Consider the following 24073-nt stretch of genomic DNA (forward strand, 5'->3'; position numbering starts at 1 on the left):
AGAGACCATGAACGAGAAGAAGAACTGGATGGCGCGGTCCGCGTCGTTCTTCACCGGCGATCCCTCGCCGCTGGCGAAGGACGGAGCGGTGGCCGTGATCGGGCTCGGCCGCTTCGGCGGGTCCCTGGCGCGTGAGCTCGCCGAACACGGGGTCGAGGTCATCGGCGTCGACCGTGACGAGTCCGTCGTGGCTGAGTTCGCCGACGTCCTAGCGCATGCCTCCCGGGCCGACGCCACCGACGAGGTGGTGCTGCGACAGCTGGGCATCGACGAGGTCTCCCGCGTCGTCATCGCCATCGGCAGCGACCTGGAAGCGAGCATCCTCGTGGCCTCGCGGATCCTCAAACTCGGCAATCGGCACATCTGGGCGAAGGCGATCAGTGAAACCCACGCCGAGATCCTCCATCAGCTGGGCATTGGCAACGTCATCAGCCCCGAGAACGACATGGGCCGACGGCTGGCCCACCTGATCAGGGGGCATATCTCGGACTTCCTGCCCATCGACGAGGACTTCGTCCTGGCGCGCACCACTCCGCCGGTGCGCACGACCGACGTGCCCTTGGCTTCGCTGGGGCTGCGCACGAGGTACGACGTCACGATCGTCGCGTTCAAACGCCGCGGCGGCACCCACTGGGACATCGCCGATCGGGACGTCACGCTCTACGCCGACGACGAGATCCTCGTGGCCGGCAGCCCGAAGAAGGTCGAAGCGTTCAGCGAATTGGACAAGGACGCCGACGCGTAGGTCGACGTCCTTGGACGATTGGCATTCCCTCGCCGAGGCGGCGCCGTGGTTGGGCGCGTAAGCTCGGGGCGTTGCCGCGTGCCTCAGTCGCCGAGGTCGACGACCTCGAACTCGAGGAGGTTCGCCTGCTCGGAGACCGGAGCCTTGCCTGTCGATTCGTGGGAGGACGTCCGGTTGGCCTTCCAGTTCTCGAAGTCCTCCTTCGTCGCCCACTGGGTGTAGACGAAATACTGGTCCCCGCCGGCCACCGGGCGCAGCAGCTGGAAGCCTTCGAAGCCGGGAGCCCCGTCGACCGAATGCTTGCGCTGCGCGAAGCGCTTCTCGAGTTCAGCGCGAGCTGGTTCGGGGACGGTGAGGGCATTGATGGCGACGACTGACATGGTTGCTCCTGTTCGAGTTGGCAGCTGAGTCACCTCGACCCTACGTCGTTGACCCGAGCGCTGTCCGAAGAGTCCGATTGTTCGCCCGCAGAGTCTCAGAACCGATCTCAGGGCCGGTCTCGGAATCTGCTTCAGAAGTCCTGTCGGCGCAGCCGCCACGCCGCCAACACTGCTCCGCCGATGACCCAGGCGACGAGGACGAGGAGGGCTGGGAGCACACCGATGTACTCGGTCCCTCCCGCCTCGGCGACCCCGCTGATGTTGTGCACGTTGCCCAAGGGAAGGAGCGGTCGGAGGACGGACGCGAGACCGTCCGGCAGCCAGCCGGCGAGCATGGACCCGACCAGCAGGGCCAACGGGGTGAGAACTCCGCCGGTGACCGAGCGGAAGACGACCGCACCGAAGACCGCGAGAAGCGAATAGATGACGGGCAGAAAAGTGCTGCCGAAGGCCAGCCGCAGATGGCCGGGGCTGCCGGCCACGGCAAGGGCCTCCGACCAGTCGGCCCCGGCGAGCGTGGCCGCGAGGAGGGTGCCGCTGATCGTGACGGCTACGGCCGTGGCGATGGCGGCGACCGTGGAGGCCGCGCCGATGACGACGGCCTTCGCTGCGACGATGCCTGATCGTCTGCGGGCGCGCAGCAGGGTCTCGGTGATCGCGCCGGTGCGGAACTCGACCCCGGCGAACCATGCCGCGAGGACGACGAGCACGGCCGCGGCGGCATCGACGCCGAGGACGCTGGCCGAGAGCACATCCTCGGTGCTCGTCTCCGACAGCGGGGCACCGCGGGTGGCGGGAATGGTGAGCACGAGCAGCACGGCCGAGACCGCGCCCGCGATGAGCGTGACGACGAGCAGCTGACGCGACCGGCGCAGGTCACGGAACTTCACCCATTCGGCACGTATCCAGCTGGGTCGGAGGGCGATCGGTGCGGCCGATACTCGCAGAGAGACCGGGATGGTCGGTGGTGTCGAGGTCATGCCGTCGCTCCCTGTATCGGGTGTCGAAGTGTGTGCCTGTGCCGATCGTCGCCGGTGTCCGTGAGGCCGAGAAAGGTGTCTTCGAGGCCGCGCTCCTCGGTCGCGAGCCCTGTGAGTTCGACCCCGAGACGAACACAGAGCCTGAAGATCTCGACGGGCTCGAGTCCGGTGATCGCGGCGTGAGTGCCCGATCCGTCGGGGTCGACCGAGATGCCCTCGTCCCGCAGGTGATCGAGCAGCGGTGCGAGGTTCGTCCCCTGCACCTGCACCCGGCTTGAGGATTCCCGCCGCAGCTCCTCGAGGGGCCGGTCTGCAATGAGGGCGCCGTCGCGGATGATGATGACGTGATGGGCGATGAGCTCCATCTCCCGCAGCAGATGGCTCGACAGCAGCACCGTTCTGCCTGTGCTCGCGAAATCCGTGAGGAGCGATCGCAGCCACGTGATTCCGGCGGGGTCGAGCCCGTTGAGCGGTTCGTCGAGGATGATCACCTCGGGGTCGGTGAGGAGGGCGGCGGCGATGCCGAGCCGCTGACGCATGCCCAGTGACAGTTGTGAGATGCGGCGGGAGCGTGCGCGGGTGAGGTCGACGAGGTCGAGCATCTCGTCGATCCGGGCGGGTGCGGTTCCCGTTGCCGCGGCGATCCAGTCGAGATGTCCTCGTGCGGTGAGCCCCGGCAGCATGTGCTCGGCGCCGAGGAATGCCCCGGCGATGCGTGCGGGCTCCGCGTGCTCGGGCAGGGGGCGGCCGTGGACGGCTGCGGTGCCGGAGCCCGGTGAGGTGAGGCCGAGGATCATTTGCAGCGTCGTTGATTTGCCCGCGCCGTTGGGGCCGAGGAACCCCGTCACCTGGCCAGGTGCGACGTCGAAGCTGAGTTCGTCGACGACGCGGTGTCCGCCGTAGCTCTTCGTCAGACCGCGGACCGAGATGCCTTCATCGACCGATGGCAATACATTCATACTGCAATAATGATGCAAGTTGAACGTATTGTAAAGTGGGAGGATGCCGAAGATCGTCGACCATGCCCAGCGCCGCACCGAGATCGTCCATGCCCTGTGGCAGGTCATCTATCTCAAAGGGATCGACGGGGTGTCGTTCCGTTCCGTCGCCGAGGCGGCAGGCATCTCCATCGGTCGCGTGCAGCATTACTTCCCCTCGCGCAGTGAGCTCATCCTCGAGGGGTGCCGACAGATCGTCGACAGCGCCGAGGCGGCAGGTCCGGAAGGTGCCGATGCGTCGTCCGACCCCGGTTCCGCCGAGGCGGTGAGTGCGCTCCGTGAGTTCTGTTTCGCGTTCATTCCCGCTGGTGAGACGATGCGCATCGGTGCATCTGTGTGGTACACCTACGTCGCCCGGGCGGTGATGGATGAGCAGATCGCCGACATCATCCGAGCCAGCGATCGTGCGACTCTCGAGCTCGGAGTCCGCCTCTATCGGGCGGTCGTCGGAGGCGATGGGGCTGCCGACGCCAATGACGCCGGTGGCACTGGAGGCACCGATGACTCCGATGGCTCCGATGGCACCAACGGCGAGGTCGCAACTGCGTGGGCGATGCGGATGATCGCCTTGGGCAAGGGGTTGGCTCAGGAGGTCATGCTCGATGAGCGCAGCGCCGCCTCGGCGAAGGCGATCCTCGAAGCGGAACTGGCACCACTGGTCGCACCCTGACCTAACATTCTGGAAACGGCCCGGCGCCGTACCGTCGGAGGAGATTGTTGAGGCGATTGTTGGGTCGATCCACGGTGTTCTGGAGGTCGAAAACACCGTGGATCGACCCAGCAATTCAGTCGGAAGGTACGGCGGGGCGGTCTTCGGCTGTCACGTCGCCGCCGGGCGTTATTCGCCGTCGACGACCTCGAGCTGGGTGAAGGTCAGTCCGGGGGAGTGGACATCGGCTGCGCGGCGGATGCGTTCGGCGGTGAGTTCGCTGATCGTAGGGAACTCCGCGTCGCCACCGGTCATAGCCGGGTCAGTCGCGCCAGCCGCTGCCAGGTCGTCGGTGTCTGCGTCGGCCCCACCGTCGCCATCGTTGCCACCAGCCACCACGGCCCCGTCGGTCCGCTCGGCCCCGCCGGTCAGCTCCGCGCCGCCGCCGACCACCACGGCCCGGGCCGTCTTCGACCGCAGCGGCTCCGGGGTCTGCACGAGCACGAACGTCCGCGACCCCTGATCCCGTTCGTTCGCGGCCATCACGGCCTGTGCCGTGGTCCCGGATCCGGCGAAGAAGTCGAGGACGATGGCATCGGGGTCGAAGAACGTCTGCGAGGCCACGAGGGCTTTGACCAGCTCGACCGGCTTCGGATAGCTGAATACGCCCGCCAGGCCCAGCGGCTCCAGATCGTTCTGCCCGCCGAGCGCCTTGATGATCGAGTACAGCTTCGAACTCGCCTTCTCCGCCGGGGTCACCCGCACCACCGCATGCTTGCCCTCTGTGCCCCAGGGCCGCAGGATGTACTCGCCCGATGCCAACTTCGCATCCACCTCGGCGAGTTTCCCCTCACCCTTGACGGCGACGATGTCCTCGTACATCAGCCGCCGCTCGGACCCGCGGGCATAGCGGCCGAAGCCGGCGCGCAGCACATCGGTCTCCACGAGCATCCGCCTGCCGTTGATGACCTCGAGCTTCGCCGGTGACTTCTTCTCCGTGAGGAACGGCCCGACCCGGCTCGCATCGCGGGCCCACACGTGCACATAGTCGTGCCCGCGCACGAAGGAGCGGGCGTTGCCGCCGCCCTTCGCGCGCTGATGGATGAGCGTGCCCAGCGAATTGTCCTCACCGAAGATCTCGTGCCCGAGCAGCTGAGCCCACGCGCTCTCCTTGTCGTCGAGATGGAGGAAAAGCACCCCGTCCTCACGCATGAGCTCACGGGCGAGCAGCAGTCGCGGGGTCATGAATGACAGCCAACTGGCGTGATCGTGCCCGTGATCTTTGTAGGTGTGCGCGTTGCCCGTGTTGTACGGCGGATCGATGTAGACGACCTTGACCTGCCGGCGGTGCGTGGCCAGCAGGGCGGTCAGCGCGGGCAGATTGTCCCCGACGACGAGCAGATTCTCGTGTGGATCGGGAACGTGAGCGGTGCCGTCGACGTCCCACAGATGCGGACGACCATCACCGAGGTGGCCCTCCCGTTCAGGGTCACCGTCCACGAGGCGGCGACCGAGGTCGAAGGCGGCGGCCTTGCCGGTCCACTCCAAGACGGTCGTCATCCTTCTCCTTCATCCCGAACGGTGCCAAGATTGCTGTATGAGTATTTCACGAGTGGCCGTGGTCGGTGCCGGTATCCTCGGTGTCGCCGCCGCCCGCGAAGTCATCAAGCGGTTCCCCGACGCCGAGATCACCGTCTTCGACAAAGTTGAGAACGTCGCTGCATATCAGAGCGGTCACACCTCCGGAATCGTCGACTCCGGGCTCGGCCAGAAGCCCGGCTCGGCGGAGGCGAAGCTCACCCGCCGCGGCCTCGAGCTGCTCATTCCCTATATGGCTGAGGCAGGCGTTCCCTACCGGGAATGCGGGCAGCTGCTCATCGCCCAGAACACCGATGAGGCCGAACGCCTCGAAGAGATCTTCGCCCGCGCCAAAGACAACGAGGTTCCAGGCGCCAGACTGCTCGAGCGTCACGAGATCGGAGCCGTCGAACCGGCCGTCAGGGGAGTCCTCGGGCTCTTCTCACCCCATGCGGCCATCGCCGACTTCTCGGCGCTCACCGCAGCGCTCGCCTCCGATGTGCGCGCCGCCGGAGGGACATTCCGCTTCGGAACCGAGGTCACCGGATTCGACACCATGAGCAACGAAGTCCGCCTGCGTGGGCGCCCGGTTCCGAAGGACGACCCACCGGCAGGGGATGGGACCGCAGCCGGAGAGTCCGATGAGGACGACCGTGGTGTGAGCGCGGCCGGCGAACGGGGCGGGTCGGGCAAGGATGCTGTCGATGACCGAGGCAGCCGCGACGATCAGGTCCATGACCGTGACCATCGCGACGATCAGGTCCACGACCGGCCGCGGACATATCGCGGTGAGGAGGGCCGCGAACCTGTCATCGGCATTGCAGATGAGCTGCGCGATCGCTTCGGACAGCAGGACTGGTTCAAACAGGCCGAATCGACGCTCGGCGAGTGGACGCAGAAGGTCTCTGACGCGTGGGCGAACCGCGACGGCTCGCGCAGCGGCGACTCTGGCTCACGCACTGGTGGCGCAGGATCGCGCGCTGGTGACGCTCCCGGCGGCAGCGCGCGCAGCGAAGCGCCAGTTGAGGAAGTGCTCGGCACCTTCGACATCGTCATCGTCTGCGCTGGTCTCCAGGCCGATCGCCTCGCCGTCTCTGCGGGACTCGACGCCGAACCGAGGATCGTACCCTTCACCAGCGACTTCTACCGAAGCCCGGCCACCGACACCGAGGTGGTCCGCGGCATCATCGGGTCCGTTCCCGACCCGCAGTCCCCGTTCGCCGAAACCTCGATCGTCCGAGGACTCGACGACGGACTCATCCTCGGACCGAACACCTTCGTCGCCCTCGGCCGCGAGTCCTATGATCGGCACGGATTCGACCTGGCCGACATCACATCGACCGCCCGGTCCAAGGGGTTCTGGAAGTTCGCCGCACAGACTGCGAAGACAGCGGCCCGCGGAGTGAAGCCTATTGTGAGCAAGACTGCTTTCGTCGACGGAATCCGCCGCTTCGTTCCCGAGCTCGACCAGAACGACGTGGCGCCCGGGGCCCGCGGTGTCCGAGCTCAGGCGATGACCGCCGAAGGCGAACTCATCGATGAACTCACCATGACCAGGCGCGGCAGGCTGACCGTGGTCAGGTCCGTGCCGAAGTGGGCGGCCACCTCGGCGCTGGCGATTGCCGAAACGATCGTCGATCGGGCCTTCGAGAACGCGGCCCGCTGAGATCGCCCCGCCGCGGACCGTGCCGCGCTGACGTTCCCAGCTGACCTGCACCGCCGCTCTGGGACGCAGACAGCTGCTATGGTAATTTAGCTTAGGCTAACCAAACTATGAGCGAAAGTGACGATGCCCGTGCCCGCGATTCGACCCGCCTCCACCTCGACGTCTCCGACATTGGCGGTCCGCCGGCGCCGATTGCCGGCACTGACCTTCGCGTTCGCCCTCGCGCTCACCGGGTGCGGGGGAGGCTCCGCCGACGGGACCGATGCAGAACGGGCGAGTGCAGGCAGCGTCGACGACGCCTTCGGCTCCGTTGACATCCGGAAGGCCGAACGCGTGGTCGCTCTCTCCGTCTCCGATGCGGACGCTGCTCTTTCCGTAGGTGTGGTCCCCGTGGCGATGACCGAAGCTCCGGTCGAACCCGTGATGCCGTGGGCGGAGGAGACGATCGATGAGCTCGGCGGCGACGATCCGGAGCTCTTCCACTGGTCGACCGAAGACACGATCCCATTCGAGGACATCGCAGCGTGGGAACCCGATCTGATCCTGGCGACCGGGACCATCATCGGCAAGGATACCCACGACCAGCTCAGCGAAATCGCGCCGACCCTGGGCACGGCCAAGGAGAATACCCCCGACAGCTGGCAGTCACAGGCCGAACGGGTCTCGACCGTTCTCGACGCGAAGGACCAGGGCGACAAAGCGATCGACACGGCGCAGACAGCGATCGACGATGCGGCAAAGGATCACCCGGACCTCACCGACAGGTCCTTCCTCGTCGCGCTCTTCCACAGCCCCGACGAGGTGGGAGTGCTGACCGATCGGGACTCGGCCACCGTCCAATTCTTCAGCGAACTCGGGCTGACGCTCGACCCCGTGGCTGACAAGATGGCCGACGGGTCGGTCCCCGACAGCCTGTCCCTGGAGAAGCTCGACGTCCTGCAGAGCGATATCCTCGTCGGTTACTTCCCCGATCCGGAGCTGCGGAAGAAGTACGACGGAGTCCCCACGTTCTCGAGCCTGCCAGCCGTTGAAGGCGGCCACTTCTACCAGCCGACCGATGAGGAATGGCGCGGGCTGCGCTCCGTCTCCGCGCTCGCGCTGCCCGAGATCGTCGGCCCCATCGCAGAGAAGCTCGACACGGCGGCGGTCGGATCATGACCGGGACCAGCGCGATCAATTCGTCGGCGGAGCAGACCGGTTCGGCCTCTGCCCTGTGCACCTGGACAGAGATCGGCCCGGACGAGAGCTGGAGGCTGCAGGTGGAACTTCCGGCCACAGCCATCCCCGCCGAGGCGGCTCCCGGAGACGAGCAGGAGATCTTCGTCGACCTCAACGGAGTCACCGACCGACGGAATGTGCCCGGCGGGATCATGACCCGGCGCCCTGCCCGGGACGAGGGCGGCGACAGTGCCGACGGTGCCGACGCGACGAGGTATTCGATCGAGCTGCCGGTTCCGCGAGGGTATCGCGGGGCGCTTCGCTTCCTGCCCGTGCCACGAGGACTCCAAGTTGCCGACCGTCCGACCTGGCTCGATGTCCTCGAACGGGGGTTCATCCCCGCCGGTGACCATGATCTGCTCACGATCACGGACATGCGCAGGAAACAGGTCCTCGAGCTCGCCGCACCCGATGCCCGGCCCCTGATCTGGACCGGTGGGGACCGGCCGGCGACCGACTCCCGCAGCGGGGCAGGCGAAGGTCGGCCCGACGTCGACGAACAGGTCATCACCCTCGGTTCCGCGCCGAGGCGGATCTGGACCCACCGACCGCAGCGAGGTCCCGCCTCGGCGCCGGTGCTCGTCGTCTTCGACGGGGAGAGGTTCATCCGCGGGGGACTGCTCGCAGCGATCGACGAGCTTGTGTCTCCTCCGTCAGTGGTCATCGCCATCGACCATGCACCCGTCGGGGCCGACGGCCCCGACGAGGACGCGGCCGTCGGCCAGCGCGCCGACGACCTCGTGATGAATTCTCGGTTCTGCGACGACGTGCTCGCACTCGTTCGTCAGACGGCGCCGGAGGTCTCGGCCCGCACGATCGTCGCGGGCGCCTCCTACGGCGGACTGGCCGCGGCGTACTTCTCCCTGCGGCACCCGGAAGCATTCCGCGGGATCTGCCTTTCGCCGTCGTTCTGGGAATCCGACAATCGGGGGCGCAGGATCTGGGATCTCGCGCCGAGCAGCACCGACGACGGCCCGGACGGGCGCGCAGGGGCGCCGGAGTCTCGGACGGTGGAAACCCGGCCGGCGACCGCCGCAGATCCGACGTTCAGTGTCGACCACGGGATCCTCGAGACTGTCATTGCGGACTCTGTCGCCGAGGCGACCGAGGAGTTCGCAGCTCGCGGCATCGACTTCGTGCCCCGACCGTTCGTGGGCGGGCACGAGTATCTGTGGTGGCGCGAACTCATGCTCATCCGCCTGGCCGAAGTCCTGGCGGAATGACCCGAACGCCAGTCAACGTGGGTCGGGGAGCACCCGAAGTGGGGGAGCCGCCTCGGCGAGGGTTTTCTGCACCGTCGATCGGAGCCGTCGATCAGTCGGAATGGCGTTCGAGGAACTCGTAGACCTCGGTGTCGTCGACGCCGGGAACCGCTCCGGGCGGGACCGCGGCGAGCAGGGAGGCGTGCATGCGGGCCGACGGCAGCGCCTGATCCTCCCATTTCTCGGCCAGGTCATCCGGGGCCTGCCGGCAGCAGGACGGATCCGGGCATCCGGACTGCGAGCGGATCGGTGACTCCCGTCCTTCGAACCAGCGGACGTGGGAGAACGGGACGCCGACGCTGATGGCGTAGTCGCCGCCGGGCAGCACTCGGGCGGTGCACCAGAACGATCCGTGCGGGGTATCGGTGTACTGGTAGTAAGGGCTGAATCGGTCGGCGACACGGAAGACGGTGCGCGACGTGAAGCGCTTGCACGCGAACTGTCCCTCGATCGCGCCGAGCGGATCGGTGGGGAACGGCAGCCCGTCATTCGAGTACGCCTTGTGGATCGTGCCGGAATTGTGGACCTTCATGAAGTGCACGGGCAGTCCGAGGTGCTCGGTGGCGAGGTTCGTGAACCGGTGGGCGGCCATCTCGTAGCCGACGCCGAACATATCGCGCAGATGCTCGACGGAGAGCACCCGCTTCTTCTTCTCCTCCTCGAGCATCGGCACGGCCGCGGACTCGGGCAGCAGGATCGCGGCCGCCAGATAGTTCGCCTCGACGCGCTGCTGGAGGAATTCGTGGAAGTCCTTCGGGGAGTCATAGCCGAGCACATGCGGAGCCAGGCTCATGAGCAGGTGCGACCGCGGATCGAATGCGGCGTCGGCGTTGGGCAGATACAGCCGCTTGTTCGCGGTATCCGAGATCGACCGGGTCGATTCGGGCAGGTCGGAGACGTAGTGGAGGCTGAAGCCGAGCTTCTCGGCGATGAGTGCCGTCTGCCGCTGTGACACCGTTCCGGATTCGTAGCCGACGAGGTCGAGCAGCTCGGCGGCGGTGGCCTCGAGGTCGGCGAAGTAGTTGTTCTTCTCCTTCATCCGTTCCCGCAGCTCACGGTTGGCCCGCCTGGCCTCCTCCGGTGTGGCCGCTCGCCGTTCCAGGGCCTCGCCGAGCTGGCGTTGAAGCCCCACGATCGCCTCGAGGGCATCGGCCGGCAGCGACTTGATCCGCACCTGCGGCAGGCCGAGGGCGGAGTACATGGGGGAGGCCTGATTGCGTTCGGCCTCCAACTCGAGGGCCTGTCGTTCGTCGATCGGAGCGGGGTCGATGAGCTCGGAGACATCCGTCTTCAGCGCCTTAGCAATCGCGGCCAGGAGCGTGACAGAAGTTTCTCGCTTGCCGTTCTCGATCGTCGAGATCTGCGAGGCCGCACGCCCCACTTCCTGCCCCAGCTCGTTGAGGGTCAAACCGCGCTTCTTTCGAAAAAATCGGATTCTTCTGCCGATGCTGAGTGGGTCGGTCTGCTGCTCTCCGCTCTCGACTTCCGCGCCAACGCTGTTCAAAGCGCCTCCCTCGGTTTCTGTGTGCTGGTTCACATGATTGAAAAACAGTATGACAGAACCGCGAAATTTCTGAAACCGGAAATATCGAGATTATTCATCCAGAAATTCAGTGCGAGAGCCCTTGCGGCCCCCGCAGACTGGATACATCAACAACCCCGAGAGATCGAGAAAGAGAAGGACAATGACTGAGAACACCACGCAGAACAGCTTGCACGATGCTGAAGCCATCCGCCGCGACTGGGCGACCAACGCCCGCTGGTCGGGAATCGCTCGCGACTACGAGCCCGAGGATGTCGTCAAACTGCGCGGTTCGCTGATCGAGGAGCACACGCTGGCCCGTCACGGAGCCGAGCGCCTCTGGAACCAGATCACCGCCGGCGACATCCACTCCGGTGACTACGTCAACGCCCTCGGTGCGCTGACCGGCAACCAGGCAGTCGAGCAGGTCAAAGCCGGCCTCAACGCCATCTACCTCTCCGGTTGGCAGGTCGCCGCCGACGCGAACGCCGCCGGCCAGACCTACCCCGACCAGTCGATCTACCCGGCCAACTCGGTGCCGCAGGTCGTCCGCCGCATCAACAACGCTCTGATGCGCGCCGACCAGATCGAGACCTCGGAAGGCAACAAGCAGGTCGATGACTGGTTCGCTCCGATCGTCGCTGACGCGGAAGCAGGCTTCGGCGGCACGATCAACGTCTACGAGCTCATGCGCTCGATGATCGCTGCCGGCGCAGCCGGTGTGCACTTCGAGGATCAGCTCGGATCCGAGAAGAAGTGCGGTCACCTCGGCGGCAAGGTCCTCGTTCCGACCTCGCAGCACATCCGCACCCTCAACGCCGCCCGCCTCGCGGCCGACGTCGAGAACGTGCCCAGCCTCGTCATCGCCCGCACCGACGCCGAGGCAGCCACGCTGATGACCTCGGACATCGACGAGCGCGACCAGCAGTTCGTCACCGGTGAGCGCACCGCCGAAGGCTTCTACAAGATCACGAACGGACTCGAAGCCGGCATCGCTCGCGGACTGTCCTACGCTCCCTACGCGGATCTGCTGTGGATGGAGACCTCGACTCCCGACCTCGAAGCTGCGAAGAAGTTCGCCGAGGCGATCCACGCCGAGTACCCGGACCAGATGCTGTCCTACAACTGCTCGCCGTCGTTCAACTGGCGCAAGCACCTCGACGATGCGACCATCGCGAAGTTCCAGCGCGAGCTCGGAGCCATGGGCTACAAGTTCCAGTTCATCACGCTGGCCGGCTTCCACGCGCTCAACTACTCGATGTTCGATCTGGCCCACGGCTACGCCCGCGAACAGATGAAGGCATACGTCGACCTGCAGGAACGCGAGTTCGCAGCCGAAGAACGCGGATACACCGCGACCCGCCACCAGCGCGAGGTCGGCACCGGATACTTCGACCTGGTTTCGACCGCGGTCAACCCGGAGTCCTCGACCACCGCATTGGCCGGCTCCACCGAAACCGCTCAGTTCCACTGAGCCGCACCGGGTTCGCACCCCGCTGACCAGCGGGGATGAACCCACCCAGAACTCGGGGCGGATCGGCAGTGTTTTCACGGGGTTTACATTGTCGATCCGCTCCGTCACACCACAGACGAATCGAAACCCCGCCACGATCCCAACGCACGGCTCACGACTTACGGCAGAGCCGCCTCGGCGAGGATCACCCACAGAACCAGCCACACATTCCAGGCACACACTACGACGGGTGAGGAGAAGCCCATGTCTTACATCAAGATCAACGCGCCGCTCGAAACCGGCTTCGGCACCGTCCTTTCGGAGCCTGCTCTGACGTTCATCGCCAAGCTGCACGACGAGTTCGCCGGCACCATCTGCGACGTGCTGCGCACGCGCCGGGCCCGCGCGGCCGAGATGAACGGCGGAACCCTCCCCCGTTTCAAGCCCGAGACCGCGCGCATCCGCGCCGACCGCTCCTGGTCGGTCGCCGGATCCGCCGGCGCCCCCGGCCTCGAAGACCGCCGCGTGGAGCTCACCGGCCCGGTCACCGAGGATGAGGTCGTGGCTGCGCTGAACTCGCAGGCGAAGGTGTGGCTGGCCGATCTCGAAGACGCCACGAGCCCCACCTGGGCCAATGTCATCGGCGGGCAGGTCAACCTCTTCCGCGCCATCCGCGGACAGCTGCCCGGCGTCAACAACGACAACCAGCCGACCATCGGACTGCGCCCCCGCGGTTGGCACCTGCCCGAGAAGCACCTGATCTACGTCGATGACAACGGCCAGGAGTTCTCGACCTCCGGCGCTCTCGTCGACTTCGGTCTGTACTTCTTCCACAACGCCCGCCACCTCATCGACAACGGCTCCGGCCCGTACTTCTACCTGCCGAAGCTCGAGTCCTCGCAGGAAGCACGCCTGTGGAACAAGGTGTTCGTCCTGGCGCAGAACATGCTGGGCATCCCGCACGGCACCATCCGGGCCACCGCTCACATCGAGACGATCACCGCGGTGTTCCAGATGGAAGAGATCCTCTTCGAGCTGCGCGAGCACTGCGCAGGCCTCGAGGCCGCCGGTTGGGACTACCTGTTCTCCGTGGTGAAGAACCTGCGCAACACCACCGACTACGTTCTGCCCGACCGTGAGCGTCTGACGATGGACCTGCCGCTGATGAAGGCGTTCACCGACCGCCTCGTGGCCACCTGCCACCGTCGCGGAGCACACGCGATCGGCACGATGTCCAACCTCATGGCCGATCACCCGGACCAGGAGTTCGTGGCCGCCGAGTTCGAGCGCATGCGAGAGGACAAGGCCCGCGAGGCCTGGCAGGGCTTCGACGGCACCTGGGTGGCCGACCCGGCACTGGTTCCGGCGGCTCTGGCCGTGTTCGACGCCGCCCTGGGTTCGCAGCCGCACCAGCTGGAGAACAAGCGTCCCGATGTGCAGGTGACCAGCGAGAACATCCTCGACATCACCGGCCTCGAACCGGTCGTGACCGAAGAGGGTGTGCGGGTGAACATCCGCGTGGCCATCGGGTACATCAACGTTTGGCTCGGCGGCAACGGGCACGTGGCTCTGGAGAACCAGCTCGAAGACGTGTCGACGGCTGAGATCTGCCGCTCGCAGATCTGGCAGTGGATCCGCCACGAGGTGACTCTGGACAACGGTCAGCAGCTGACCTCGCGTCTGGTGGAGCGCTACCTCGGCGAGGAACTGGCGCTGATGCAGCGCACCGCCGATGATCACTTCGACGAGGCCGTGGAGATCTTCCGTGAGACGGCACTGGGCGAGGAGTTCGCCGAGTTCCTCACCATGCCGGCCTACACCGACCACCTGGTCGACCGGGTGTCCAAGGCCAGCGAAGCCTTCGTCGCCTAACAATTGCTACCTGACGGCGGCCCAGCAACCTCGCGCGAGGTTGCTGGGCCGCCGTCAGGTAGTTTTGGGCGGGATCGTGTGGGGACTCAGCTCCAGTCCATGCCCTCGGGCGGCCACGGTTCGCCGTCCGCCTGAGCGTTGAGCTGGTAGGCGATCGCGCCGTCGATCGATTCGCGGATGATGTCAGCGTGGCCGGCGTGGCGGGCGATCTCGGTGGCCAGGTGCCACAGGATCCAGCGCACCGTCATCGTGAAATCGTTGGGCATCCACGGGTTGTACGGCATCGGAACTTCGGTGCCGAGGTCGGTCCCCGCGTCGTCGACTGCGGCCCTCGCGTCCTCGATCCCGTCGATGACCTTGTCGAAGATTGCGACCGCCTCGGTGATGTCGAGGTCGGGGAGAGCGGACCCGTCGAACATCGCTGTCAGCCCCAACTTCTCGTTGACCGTCCGGTAGTCATCCTCGCCGACCTCTCGCGTCGGGTCCTTGACTTGAATGAGCCAGTTATTGACCACCTGGGCTCCGTGAACGATGAGGCCGACGATACTCAAACCACCGGCCGTCGGCGTGCTGCGGGCCTGCTCATCGGTCAGGCCCTGCGCCGTGAGCTTGAGCTGGGTGCACTGCTGGGTGAGGTAGGTGAACGCGGCGTCGGCTTCGCTCGTGACAGAAGGGGTGAAGAACGGCATGATCTCTCCTTTGCAATGTCCGCCGCGGCCGGATGGCTGAAGCGGTGATCCTATCGTCAGGTGCTATGCGGACATATACTGTCCGCATCAATAAGTCGGGCGAAAGTTTCTCATTCGGAGGTGGAATGCGGTCGGAGACGCGACTCTTGAGCCTGCTCGGACTGTTCGCATCCGGCAGGAGCTGCACTGCCCTCGAGCTCGCCGCCCGCTTCGACGTCACCCCACGTACCATCCGTCGAGATATCGCCGAGTTGCGCGATCTCGGCTACATCATCTCCTCGGCACCGGGCCTGACCGGGGGCTATCGCGCCGAATCCCGGACGATGCTGCCGCCTCTGCAGCTCGAGGCAGGCGAGGCGCTGGCCACCGCGGTCGGCCTGGCACTCCTGCGTGGGGCCGGCCTGGACACCGAACACGCGGAATCGGCGACGACGAAGCTGCAGACGATGCTCCCGGCCGCGATGCGCGCGACCGTCGCCGAAATCTCGACGGCTGTGTCTGTGTCCGAAGGCCACGCACCCGGAGTCGACATCAGCGTGGTCATCACGCTCGCCTCGGCGATCAATGCGTCGACGATCGCGACTTTCGACTATCGGAAGATGCAGCGCCCTGTCGTCGACGACCCCACCGTCACGGGCCCGGCCGGCGCCCTGACCGCCGACGCGACCGGCACCTTGACGGCCGACGCATCCGCCGGCCCGACCGGCGACCACCCCTCGACGCCCCGCCGCGTTGAACCGATCCGTCTCGTCGTCTTCGGCGCGCACTGGTACCTCTTCGCCTTCGACCTCGACCGCGATGACCATCGGGTCTTCCGCCTCGACCGGATGAGCCGGGTTCACGCGACGACATTGAGCATCACCCCACGTGAGCACCCCGACGCCGAGGCGGCTGTGTCCGCAGCCGTGACCACCACCGCGTATCCGCACACCGTCGTTCTGCGCACGGCCGCCTCGGCGCGGGAAGCGAAGGAATGGTTCCCCACCCGGAGCGCCACCATCACCGAGGCGGCCGATGGTGTGCGCATCACCTGCGGATTCTGGGATCTCAGGTGGGTCGCGGCCACCCTTGCGTCCATCCCCGCCGAGATCGAAGTGCTCGACCCACCTGAGCTCATCGACGCCCTGCGCGACCACGCAGAGAGGGCGCAAGCGGTCGTCGAAGCATCAATTACTACCTGACGGCGGCCCAGCAACCTCGCGCGAGGTTGCTGGGCCGCCGTCAGGTAGTAATTGGGGCAATGGGGGTTGCGGGTTGCTGACCGAAGCGTGATCCCGAAGTGAACGAATCATGGATGAGTCCATATACTGGGGGCCATGACGATTCTCATTGGCTACCTACCCGCTCCCGAGGGTGAGGCTGCTCTGCGCGCGGGATTCGCAGAGGCCAAACTGCGGTCGAGCGCTGCCGTCGTGATCAACTCACAGCGACGAGGTGCCAGTGGAGCTCCGACCGAGATCGGTGAGGACGAGATCAAACGGATCGTCGACCTCGGCAAGGAATCGGACGTCGACGTCGAGGTGCTCCAGCCCGATCACGAAGACGATCTGCCCGGCACGCTCAACGACCTCGCCGAGGAATACGAAGCCCAGCTCATCGTCATCGGCCTGCGCAAACGCTCGGCGATCGGGAAGTTCATCCTCGGCTCGCAGGCACAGCGCATCCTCCTCGAAGCCGAGGTCCCGGTGCTGACGGCCAAGGCCTGAAACCTCGCCGAGGCGGCCCTGACCTCGGGTTCATCGCCGCGGTTGCAGCCCCCATCCCCAGGCGAGGAGCTCGGCCAACGATACGCCCTCGGCGTCACTGAGATCCGCGATCTGAGTGCGGCACGAATACCCGTCGGCAAGAACCACCTGCAGCCGGTCGTCCGCACCTGAACTCGTCGCACGCTCCGGTGACACATCGGTACCGGACCCTGTCGCACCGGTCGGCGAAGCATCGACTCCTGAACCAGTCCGAGACCCTACGCCGGCGGCCCGACCCCGCTTGCGAAGCGCCGGCAGCAGAGCCACCTCGGCGACGGCGACCGAGGTTTCGAAATGGCCGTCTTCGACGCCGAAGTTCCCGGCCAGACCGCAGCACCCGCCGAGGAACTCCGTATTCGCTCCTGCCCTGGCCAACAGCTCCTTATCTGCCGCGTTGCCGAAGATCGCCGACTGGTGACAATGCGGCTGCACGAGCGCTTCGATCCCGGACAGGTCCGGCAGTTCGGCGCCGATGCTCAGCAGATACTGGGCCAGAGTCTGCACCCGGTCGGCCACTCGGTGCGAGGCCTCATCGGCGACGAGTTTGAGCGAATCATCCTTGAGCGTCGCCAAGCACGACGGCTCGACCCCGATGATCGGCACATCCCCGGTGGCATCGAGAGCCGTAACCGTCTCCGAGAGATTCGCCTTCGCGGCATCGAGCTGACCGGTGGAGATGAGCGGCAGCCCGCAGCACACGGTCTGATCGATCACTCGCACACGCACACCGGCCTGCTCGAGCACAGCGACGGCCGCGGCGAGGATGCGCGGAGCGAAATGGTTCGACCAGGAGTCGGCGAACAGCACGACCTCAGCGTTCGGTCGCAGCGAATCCGAGGCGGGCGACGACGCCTTGGCCGGGGACTCAGCCTTCGAGCGGGACTCGTCGTTCGCACGCGATTCTGGTGCCGCCTCGGCGGTGGTGGTCCACCATTTCCTGAACGTCGTGGACGCGAACTGCGGGATCGAGCGACGAACGTCGATGCCGGCCATCTTCTTCGCCAGGGTCGTCAGCCCCGGCAGCCCCGACACCCGGTTGACGACCGGCGCGAGCGGGGTGACCAGGCGAGCGAGCTGTGGAAGGAACCCGAGCGAATAGTGCTTCATCGGTCGCAGCCGTCCCTGATAGGTCTGGTGCAGGACCTCGGCCTTGTACGTGGCCATGTCCGTGCCGGTCGGGCACTCGGTCCCGCAGGCCTTGCACGACAGGCACAGGTCGAGGGCTTCGTGCACCTCGGGGGAGTCCCAGCGAGGCTTGAGCAGGGGCCCGGACACCATCTCCTGCAGCACGCGTGCCCGACCCCGCGTCGAATGCCGCTCGTCCCGGGTGGCCTGATACGACGGGCACATGATGCCGCCGCCGGCCGCCGAATCCGCGCGGCACTTGCCGACTCCGGTGCACCGGTGCACGGCCGAGGCGAAACCGGCGGACTCGCCTTCATAGGCCATCGCCAGAGTGCCGGGCAGCTCCTGACGCAGCGGCAGCTGAGTCAGACGGATCGATTCGTCGAGGGCATCGGGGTCGACGATGACACCCGGATTGAGCAGATGCTGAGGATCGAAGAGGCGTTTGACCTGGGCGAACAGATCGAGCGCTGCCGGGGCGTACATGAGCCGCAGCAGTTCGGAGCGTGCCCGACCGTCCCCGTGCTCCCCGGAGACCGACCCGCCGTAGCGGGCGACGAGCTTCGTGGCCGCGACCATGAACTCGCGCATCACCTGCCCGCCGTTCGGATCCTCGAGCGGGAAGTCCACACGCATGTGCAGGCAGCCATCACCGAAGTGGCCATAGGGAATGGCCCACAGTCCGTGCTCCTCGAGCAGCTCCATGAGGTCGTGCAGATAATCGCCGAGGTGGTCCACCGGAACCGCCGAATCCTCCCACCCCGCGTGGGCGTCGCGCCCATCGGGTGTGCGTGAGACCAGGCCGGCACCATCGGCGCGGATCGCCCACACCTCGGCGGCCGCCTGGGCATCGAGGACCGCGGAGTCGAGTGACTTCGACTCTGAGATGAGGCGCTGGGTCTCGGCCTCGAGCTTTGCCTCGTCCTCGCCGGTGAGCTCGACGACGAGCCAGCCCGCGCCCTCCGGCAGGGGAGGGACCGCCTCGGCGCCCTTGGTGTCGATGACCCGGTCGAGCATGCGCGAATCGAGTCCCTCGCAGGCGGCGACGGGGAAGTCCTTCAGCAGCGGCGCATCGTGGGCGGCGGCGACCATGTCCGCGTAGCCGAGGACGACCGCCGAGGTGAAGCTCGGATCCTTGACCAGGCGCATCTTCGCCGCCAGGATGACACCCCAGGTGCCCTCGGTGCCGGCGAAGGCGCGCCGGACGTCGAAGCCGTTCTCCGGGAGGAGTGACTCGAGCCCGTACCCGGAGACCTGGCGGGAGAATGTGCCGAAGTTCGTGCGGATGGTGCCGAGGTTCTGTGCCACGAGTTCGTGCAGCCGCGGGAACGTCGTCGAGGCGTCCGAGTCATCGAGGGTGACGACGGTGCCGTCGATGAGCATGATCTTCAGTGCCAGGATATTGTCGCCCGTGCGGCCGTAGCCCAAAGCTCGCGGGCCGCAGGCATTGTTGCCGATCATCCCGCCGATCGTGCAGCGGGTGTGGGTGGACGGGTCCGGGCCGAAGCGCAGACCGTGTGGTTTGGCCTGTTTCTGGAGATGAGCGTGGACGCAGCCGGACTGCACCCAGGCCGACTGTTCCTCCGGGTCGAGGTCGAGAACCGCGTTCATATGGAGAGAGAAGTCGAGGACGATGCCGCGGCCGATGGCATTGCCGGCGATCGATGTGCCGGCGCCACGGCTGGTGATCGGCACGCCGAGGCGGCGGGCAACGGAGAGGACCCGCGCCACTTCGTCTTCGTCGTGAGGGAAGACGATGGCGGCAGGGACGAGCCGGAAGAGCGAAGCGTCGGAGGAGTATGCGGCGCGATCGGTGTCGTCGATGCTGAAATCACGGATGCCCGCGGTGCGGAACTGTTCGGCGAGTGCGGTGGGAAGCGCTGTCTGGGACTCGTCTTCGTCGACGGTCGCCCGATTCGCTCCAGTGGGATGGGCCATAGTCGTCATGTCCGCATTGTGCCACTTGGGTTGCCGGAACACCGATACCTTCCACGGCGGGGATGGCGAGCGAGAGTCATCGTCCAGGATCAGGGAAAGTTATGCGTTCGTTATCTCACGTGCTCAGAACGGTGCTACTCAGTAGCCTGAGTTCCTATATCCGGGAATTCTTGGCGTCTTGACATATTCGTGGTATCTAATGGGACTACACCAATTCGTGGCAACGGGCCACTACATGAATGCAAGGGAAGAAACCATGTCTCGTCGAGCTCGTGAATTGACAGTTGATCAGACTGCATTAGTCGGAGTCGTCCGAAAGGTCGCACGGCAGCGTTCGAAAATCAACACCGACTATGTGATGGCGATTCTGCGCGCCCGCGAAGAAGGCGCGACCTTCGGTGCGATCGCCGAGGCGGCCGGCACCTCCTCGCAGGCCGTTCAGGAGATCGTGCGCAGGCACGGGCCGGTCAAGCGCAGCGAGCCGAAGGCCGGAGTCGCCGACCCCGCCTGACCCCAGAGAACACAGGGGCAGAACGACATTTTCCGGTCCCCTCTGTGCTCGCACTTCCCTCGCAGATACCAGGGCGGTGATCCATACTCGATATGGATCACCGCCCTTGTGCGATTCATGGACGTTTTCTGACGATTCCGTGACCGAATCTTCGCGAAGCCGGAAGCAGGAATTGCATGAACGGAGACAACAGGGCTGATGGGCTGAGAAAGCCTTCAGAAAGATTCTGCCCTGCGTTCGGAAATCGCATCACGATTCGACTCTTCGACTGTTTGTGAAATATCAGATGCTGAAGTTCCCTGCCGACAACCTCAGGTGCGATTCCAGTTCGGCGGAAAAGCCGTGCAACCGGAGTTCCCGACCCCCCTCGGACAGCTTAGATACAAGAAGTACATATTCGCCGGTGTATTGCAGTCTTGTTACACGCGTCGCGGATCTGAGTGGTTCCCGGCCGGCGGCGGACACTCGGGCGAGATGCGGAGAGGGTTGTCTAGAGTGGCCGTATGAACTCCGAGCTCGAATCGCTGCCCGCTGAGATCGCCGACCACTCTCTGATCCGCATCGCCTCCGACCTCTCACTCATCGCGTGGGAGCAGATGCTCGCCTGGAGGCCGCTGCTCGGCGCGAGCCTCGACGCCAGTGTCGTCGACACGAAGACCTCGCCGAATGACCTCGTCACTCGCGCCGATGCGCAGATCGAGGCGCTTGTGCGCGGCTACCTCAACCGAGTCAGGCCCCATGACCTCATGGTCGGCGAAGAGGGTTCTGAAGCCCTCGATCCGGTCGAATTCTTCCCGGCGGACTTCCTGCTCAAACTCAACGCCTTCGATCCGGAGGTCGGTGCACTTAACGAGGCTGCTGACGAGGGTCCGCGTCTGGAATGGCATGTCGACCCGATCGACGGCACCGTCAACTATGTCCGCAACATCGAACACCACGCGTTCTCCGTCGGAGTCTGCGCGGCCGCAGCTGAGGCTGCTGCCGGCCGCGGTCTCGGCGACTGGCAGATCGGACTCGTCGCATCGCCGGGATTGAATGCCACATGGCTGGCAGCTGCCGGTTGCGGTGCCTTTCGGGTCGACGGACGCTTGGCCGACCATCGCAAGGCCGGCTCCGCCGTTCCGGCGCGACGACTGCACGGGACTCCGCCCGGGCTGTCCGGCAGGCTCCTGGCCACCGGATTCGCGTATGCCCTGAGCAACCGCGGCGCCCAATTGGCCAAGCTCGACGACCTCATGACCGGCTACGACGATATCCGCCGCTGCGGATCGGCGGCACTCGACCTGTGCATGGTCGCCGAAGGTCGGGTCAACGGCTACGCCGAACGCGGTCTGGGCATCTACGACTACGCCGGTGGGGCAGTCATCGTCGAAGAGGCCGGACTCAAGGTCAGTCGCGGAGGATCCGGCGGACCGACCGCCGCCGCCGACACTCAGGAAGAAGTCGACCGCCTCATCGCCGCCATCTGATCTGAGGTCCACCGCGCGACCACCCCATCTCACGACCACCCAGCCCTCACTTCAGATGTGATGCAGATAACGTCATACTTTTTTGACTTTATTTTCAAAGCATAGGCTAAGCTTACTTTCAGTGTGCGCACACGTTTTTCTCATACGTACATTCCTGAAAGTGGGACCCCATGGTTTCGACTCGCCTTCAAATGAGCGCCCTGGCAGGCGTTGTCGCTCTGACTCTGGCCGGCTGCGGCTCGGCAGACTCCGATTCGGCTCAGGCCGAAGACTCCGGATCCACGATCGAGGTCGAGGACAACAACGGCAAGCAGACCGTCGCCTCCCCGCCGAAGTCCGTTGTCGCCACCGACAACCGCACGTTCCAGACGCTCAGCGACTGGGGCATCGAACTCAGCGGCGGCGCCGTCTCCCTGATGAGCGACGACCTCGACTACACGCAGGATGATTCCATCCTCGACCTCGGCAGCCACCGCGAACCCGACCTCGAGAAGGTCGTGGAGGCCAAGCCCGATCTCATCGTCAACGGTCAGCGATTCGCCCAGTTCCATGACGACCTGGCCAAGCTGGCCCCCGAAGCAACCGTGCTCGAACTCGATCCCCGCGACGAAGAGGACTTCGACGCCGAGCTGCGCCGCCAGACCGAGGTCCTCGGCGAGGTCTTCGGAAAGCAGGATGAAGCGAAGAAGCTCGTCGACGACTTCGACGCCTCGATCGAGCGCGCCCAGAAGGCCTACGACGACAACGACACGGCCATGGGCCTGATCACCTCGGCCGGCGACATCGGCTATGCCGCACCGTCGGTCGGCCGCACCGTCGGCCCTGTCTTCGACATCCTCGACTTCGACCCGGCCCTCGAGGTCGAAGAGGGCAGCGAAGACCACCAGGGCGACGACGTCTCCGTCGAAGCCATCGCGAAGTCGAACCCCGACCTCATGATCGTCCTCGATCGCGACGCCTCCTTCGCGCCTGAAGAACGCGACGAAGGTTCGGCCCCGGCCGCCGAAGTCCTCGAAGACTCCGAAGCGCTTAGGGACGTTCCTGCGATCAAGGACGACAAGATCGTCTACTTCCCCGAGGACACCTACCTCAACGAAGGCATCCAGACGTACACCGAGTTCTTCAACGACTTCGCCGACAAGCTCGAAGCTCAGAAGTGATGACCCTCGCCGAGGCGGCCCGACGTCGGAACGAAGCCCGACGCAACCGGACGGCTGAGTCCCCACAGGGAACAGTCGATCCGTCCCTCAACGGGACGTCGGAACCGTCCCCACGTGGGGCCGCCTCGGCGAAGGCACCTCTGTTCGGATGGCCCCTGCTGTTGGGCATCGTCGGGGTCGCCATCCTCCTCGCGCTCTCGCTGCTCACTGGCGTCTACGACATCTTCGGCGGTGACGGCGGGGCCGAAATGTTCCAGATCACGCGGATCCCGCGTACGATCGCCCTCGTCCTGGCCGGCGCCGCCATGGCTATGTGCGGACTGGTCATGCAGCTGCTGACCCAGAACCGCTTCGTCGAGCCGACGACGACCGGCACCACCGAATGGGCCGGACTCGGCCTCATGCTCACCGTCATCGTCTATCCCGACGCCTCGATCGTCGCGCGAATGGTCGGCGCGATCATCGCCGCGTTCGTCGGCACCCTCGTCTTCTTCGTCTTTCTGCGTCGCGTCTCTCTGAAATCCTCGCTCATCGTACCGATCGTCGGCATCATGCTCGGCGCCGTCGTCGGCGCCGTTTCGACATTCATCGCGGTGCAGACGGATATGCTGCAGTCGCTGGGCATCTGGTTCGCCGGCAGCTTCACGTCGATCCTGCGCGGCCAGTACGAGACCCTGTGGATCGTCGCGGCCGTCGTCGTCGCCATCTTCATCCTCGCCGACCGCTTCACCGTGGCAGGGCTCGGCAAGGAGATAGCCACCAACGTCGGTCTCAACTACAACCAGATCCTGCTGCTGGGCACCGTGTTCGTGGCGATTGCGACCGGAGTGGTCACCGTCGTCGTCGGCAACCTGCCGTTCCTCGGCCTCATCGTGCCGAACATCGTCTCGCTCATCCGCGGCGACGACCTGCGCTCGAACCTGCCCTGGGTGTGCCTGCTCGGCATCGCGATCGTCACCATCTGCGACCTCATCGGCAGGATCATCGTCATGCCCTTCGAAGTGCCTGTCTCCCTCATCCTCGGCGTCGTGGGGGCTGCCGTGTTCGTCGCCCTGCTGCTGCGTCAGCGGAAGGTCGGGTGAGTTCCGGTGCGCGCGAAGGACGAATCCCCGG

20 protein-coding genes are annotated in these 24073 nt (G+C 65.7%); 13 read left to right on the forward strand and 7 right to left on the reverse strand.

Going from position 1 to position 24073, the window contains the following annotated elements; translation table 11 throughout:
* Nucleotides 1–7 precede the first annotated feature (7 nt).
* Nucleotides 8–745, forward strand: a complete 738-nt coding sequence (locus tag KTJ89_RS18775) for a potassium channel family protein (protein ID WP_139469405.1) — start codon at nt 8–10, stop codon at nt 743–745.
* Between the two features lie 83 nt (nt 746–828).
* On the opposite strand, the gene KTJ89_RS18780 is transcribed toward KTJ89_RS18775, so the two are convergent.
* From KTJ89_RS18780 to KTJ89_RS18790, 3 genes are all read right to left on the reverse strand, one after another.
* A complete protein-coding gene (locus KTJ89_RS18780) occupies nt 829–1125 on the reverse strand; it encodes an antibiotic biosynthesis monooxygenase family protein (protein WP_139469404.1) in 297 nt (98 codons plus the stop codon).
* 131 nt (nt 1126–1256) lie between these two features.
* Nucleotides 1257–2105, reverse strand: a complete 849-nt coding sequence (locus KTJ89_RS18785) for a hypothetical protein (RefSeq protein WP_259358906.1) — start codon at nt 2103–2105, stop codon at nt 1257–1259.
* Entirely contained in the window at nt 2102–3064 is a 963-nt protein-coding gene (locus KTJ89_RS18790; RefSeq protein ID WP_181271267.1) for an ABC transporter ATP-binding protein, read from the reverse strand. The genes KTJ89_RS18785 and KTJ89_RS18790 overlap by 4 nt, the downstream gene beginning before the upstream one ends.
* Before the next feature lie 43 nt (nt 3065–3107).
* Here KTJ89_RS18790 and KTJ89_RS18795 point away from each other — a divergent pair, with 43 nt between their 5' ends.
* Complete coding sequence (locus tag KTJ89_RS18795; RefSeq protein ID WP_259358907.1) at nt 3108–3773, forward strand: TetR/AcrR family transcriptional regulator; 666 nt, start codon at nt 3108–3110, stop codon at nt 3771–3773.
* A 168-nt stretch (nt 3774–3941) separates the two neighbouring features.
* On the opposite strand, the gene KTJ89_RS18800 is transcribed toward KTJ89_RS18795, so the two are convergent.
* Complete coding sequence (locus KTJ89_RS18800) at nt 3942–5312, reverse strand: site-specific DNA-methyltransferase (RefSeq protein WP_259358908.1); 1371 nt, start codon at nt 5310–5312, stop codon at nt 3942–3944.
* Between the two features lie 37 nt (nt 5313–5349).
* Here KTJ89_RS18800 and KTJ89_RS18805 point away from each other — a divergent pair, with 37 nt between their 5' ends.
* The 3 genes from KTJ89_RS18805 (at nt 5350) to KTJ89_RS18815 (ending at nt 9437) form a co-directional block, all read left to right on the forward strand.
* Nucleotides 5350–6996: an FAD-dependent oxidoreductase gene (locus KTJ89_RS18805; RefSeq protein ID WP_259358909.1), complete on the forward strand. Its 1647-nt coding sequence runs from the start codon at nt 5350–5352 to the stop codon at nt 6994–6996.
* A 123-nt stretch (nt 6997–7119) separates the two neighbouring features.
* Nucleotides 7120–8154, forward strand: a complete 1035-nt coding sequence (locus tag KTJ89_RS18810) for an ABC transporter substrate-binding protein (RefSeq protein WP_248284041.1) — start codon at nt 7120–7122, stop codon at nt 8152–8154.
* Nucleotides 8151–9437 (forward strand): alpha/beta hydrolase, encoded by a 1287-nt coding sequence (locus KTJ89_RS18815; RefSeq protein WP_259358910.1) that lies wholly within the window; start codon nt 8151–8153, stop codon nt 9435–9437. The genes KTJ89_RS18810 and KTJ89_RS18815 overlap by 4 nt, the downstream gene beginning before the upstream one ends.
* Nucleotides 9438–9528: 91 nt before the next feature.
* Here KTJ89_RS18815 and KTJ89_RS18820 read toward each other — a convergent pair whose 3' ends face one another.
* Nucleotides 9529–10923 carry a helix-turn-helix domain-containing protein gene (locus KTJ89_RS18820; protein WP_181271431.1) on the reverse strand — a complete coding sequence of 465 codons (1395 nt, stop codon included), beginning with the start codon at nt 10921–10923 and terminating at the stop codon, nt 9529–9531.
* A gap of 238 nt (nt 10924–11161) precedes the next feature.
* Between KTJ89_RS18820 and aceA the strand changes: the two genes are divergently transcribed.
* Together aceA and aceB are read left to right on the forward strand one after the other, a co-directional pair.
* Nucleotides 11162–12472, forward strand: coding sequence for an isocitrate lyase (gene aceA, locus KTJ89_RS18825; protein ID WP_172172442.1), 1311 nt, complete (start codon nt 11162–11164; stop codon nt 12470–12472).
* A gap of 243 nt (nt 12473–12715) precedes the next feature.
* On the forward strand, nt 12716–14323 hold the full coding sequence (gene aceB, locus KTJ89_RS18830; protein WP_259358911.1) for a malate synthase A: 1608 nt from the start codon (nt 12716–12718) through the stop codon (nt 14321–14323).
* 86 nt (nt 14324–14409) lie between these two features.
* Here aceB and KTJ89_RS18835 read toward each other — a convergent pair whose 3' ends face one another.
* Nucleotides 14410–15012 (reverse strand): mycothiol transferase, encoded by a 603-nt coding sequence (locus KTJ89_RS18835; RefSeq protein WP_259358912.1) that lies wholly within the window; start codon nt 15010–15012, stop codon nt 14410–14412.
* A gap of 125 nt (nt 15013–15137) precedes the next feature.
* Between KTJ89_RS18835 and KTJ89_RS18840 the strand changes: the two genes are divergently transcribed.
* Entirely contained in the window at nt 15138–16193 is a 1056-nt protein-coding gene (locus KTJ89_RS18840; RefSeq protein WP_259358913.1) for a helix-turn-helix transcriptional regulator, read from the forward strand.
* Nucleotides 16194–16328: 135 nt separating this feature from the next.
* On the forward strand, nt 16329–16718 hold the full coding sequence (locus tag KTJ89_RS18845; protein WP_101546446.1) for a universal stress protein: 390 nt from the start codon (nt 16329–16331) through the stop codon (nt 16716–16718).
* A gap of 30 nt (nt 16719–16748) precedes the next feature.
* Here KTJ89_RS18845 and KTJ89_RS18850 read toward each other — a convergent pair whose 3' ends face one another.
* On the reverse strand, nt 16749–19820 hold the full coding sequence (locus tag KTJ89_RS18850) for an FAD-binding and (Fe-S)-binding domain-containing protein (protein WP_374990301.1): 3072 nt from the start codon (nt 19818–19820) through the stop codon (nt 16749–16751).
* A 358-nt stretch (nt 19821–20178) separates the two neighbouring features.
* On the opposite strand from KTJ89_RS18850, the gene KTJ89_RS18855 reads away from it, so the two are divergent.
* The 4 genes from KTJ89_RS18855 (at nt 20179) to KTJ89_RS18870 (ending at nt 24042) form a co-directional block, all read left to right on the forward strand.
* The gene (locus KTJ89_RS18855) at nt 20179–20331 is read left to right on the forward strand and encodes a hypothetical protein (RefSeq protein WP_164742748.1); all 153 of its coding nucleotides are present in this window, start codon (nt 20179–20181) and stop codon (nt 20329–20331) included.
* A 503-nt stretch (nt 20332–20834) separates the two neighbouring features.
* The gene (locus KTJ89_RS18860) at nt 20835–21800 is read left to right on the forward strand and encodes an inositol monophosphatase family protein (protein ID WP_259358915.1); all 966 of its coding nucleotides are present in this window, start codon (nt 20835–20837) and stop codon (nt 21798–21800) included.
* 170 nt (nt 21801–21970) lie between these two features.
* Nucleotides 21971–22960 (forward strand): siderophore ABC transporter substrate-binding protein, encoded by a 990-nt coding sequence (locus KTJ89_RS18865; protein WP_259358916.1) that lies wholly within the window; start codon nt 21971–21973, stop codon nt 22958–22960.
* Nucleotides 22960–24042: an ABC transporter permease gene (locus KTJ89_RS18870; protein WP_259358917.1), complete on the forward strand. Its 1083-nt coding sequence runs from the start codon at nt 22960–22962 to the stop codon at nt 24040–24042. Before KTJ89_RS18865 ends, KTJ89_RS18870 begins: the two co-directional genes overlap by 1 nt.
* The last annotated feature ends 31 nt before the right edge of the window (nt 24043–24073 follow it).

It is taken from the genome of Brevibacterium sediminis, assembly GCF_024895295.1.
Classification (GTDB): domain Bacteria; phylum Actinomycetota; class Actinomycetes; order Actinomycetales; family Brevibacteriaceae; genus Brevibacterium; species Brevibacterium sediminis.

What these genes read in the sequence shown, in the direction of transcription:
- KTJ89_RS18775 (WP_139469405.1), top strand. Translation starts at nt 8, where the DNA reads ATGAACGAGAAGAAGAACTGGATGGCGCGGTCCGCGTCGTTCTTCACC.
- KTJ89_RS18850 (WP_374990301.1), bottom strand. Translation starts at nt 19,820, where the DNA reads ATGGCCCATCCCACTGGAGCGAATCGGGCGACCGTCGACGAAGACGAG.
- KTJ89_RS18800 (WP_259358908.1), bottom strand. Translation starts at nt 5,312, where the DNA reads ATGACGACCGTCTTGGAGTGGACCGGCAAGGCCGCCGCCTTCGACCTC.
- KTJ89_RS18840 (WP_259358913.1), top strand. Translation starts at nt 15,138, where the DNA reads ATGCGGTCGGAGACGCGACTCTTGAGCCTGCTCGGACTGTTCGCATCC.
- KTJ89_RS18785 (WP_259358906.1), bottom strand. Translation starts at nt 2,105, where the DNA reads ATGACCTCGACACCACCGACCATCCCGGTCTCTCTGCGAGTATCGGCC.
- KTJ89_RS18805 (WP_259358909.1), top strand. Translation starts at nt 5,350, where the DNA reads ATGAGTATTTCACGAGTGGCCGTGGTCGGTGCCGGTATCCTCGGTGTC.
- aceB (WP_259358911.1), top strand. Translation starts at nt 12,716, where the DNA reads ATGTCTTACATCAAGATCAACGCGCCGCTCGAAACCGGCTTCGGCACC.
- KTJ89_RS18790 (WP_181271267.1), bottom strand. Translation starts at nt 3,064, where the DNA reads ATGAATGTATTGCCATCGGTCGATGAAGGCATCTCGGTCCGCGGTCTG.
- KTJ89_RS18855 (WP_164742748.1), top strand. Translation starts at nt 20,179, where the DNA reads ATGGCGATTCTGCGCGCCCGCGAAGAAGGCGCGACCTTCGGTGCGATC.
- KTJ89_RS18835 (WP_259358912.1), bottom strand. Translation starts at nt 15,012, where the DNA reads ATGCCGTTCTTCACCCCTTCTGTCACGAGCGAAGCCGACGCCGCGTTC.
- KTJ89_RS18865 (WP_259358916.1), top strand. Translation starts at nt 21,971, where the DNA reads ATGGTTTCGACTCGCCTTCAAATGAGCGCCCTGGCAGGCGTTGTCGCT.
- KTJ89_RS18815 (WP_259358910.1), top strand. Translation starts at nt 8,151, where the DNA reads ATGACCGGGACCAGCGCGATCAATTCGTCGGCGGAGCAGACCGGTTCG.
- KTJ89_RS18845 (WP_101546446.1), top strand. Translation starts at nt 16,329, where the DNA reads ATGACGATTCTCATTGGCTACCTACCCGCTCCCGAGGGTGAGGCTGCT.
- KTJ89_RS18860 (WP_259358915.1), top strand. Translation starts at nt 20,835, where the DNA reads ATGAACTCCGAGCTCGAATCGCTGCCCGCTGAGATCGCCGACCACTCT.
- aceA (WP_172172442.1), top strand. Translation starts at nt 11,162, where the DNA reads ATGACTGAGAACACCACGCAGAACAGCTTGCACGATGCTGAAGCCATC.
- KTJ89_RS18870 (WP_259358917.1), top strand. Translation starts at nt 22,960, where the DNA reads ATGACCCTCGCCGAGGCGGCCCGACGTCGGAACGAAGCCCGACGCAAC.
- KTJ89_RS18780 (WP_139469404.1), bottom strand. Translation starts at nt 1,125, where the DNA reads ATGTCAGTCGTCGCCATCAATGCCCTCACCGTCCCCGAACCAGCTCGC.
- KTJ89_RS18810 (WP_248284041.1), top strand. Translation starts at nt 7,120, where the DNA reads ATGCCCGTGCCCGCGATTCGACCCGCCTCCACCTCGACGTCTCCGACA.
- KTJ89_RS18795 (WP_259358907.1), top strand. Translation starts at nt 3,108, where the DNA reads ATGCCGAAGATCGTCGACCATGCCCAGCGCCGCACCGAGATCGTCCAT.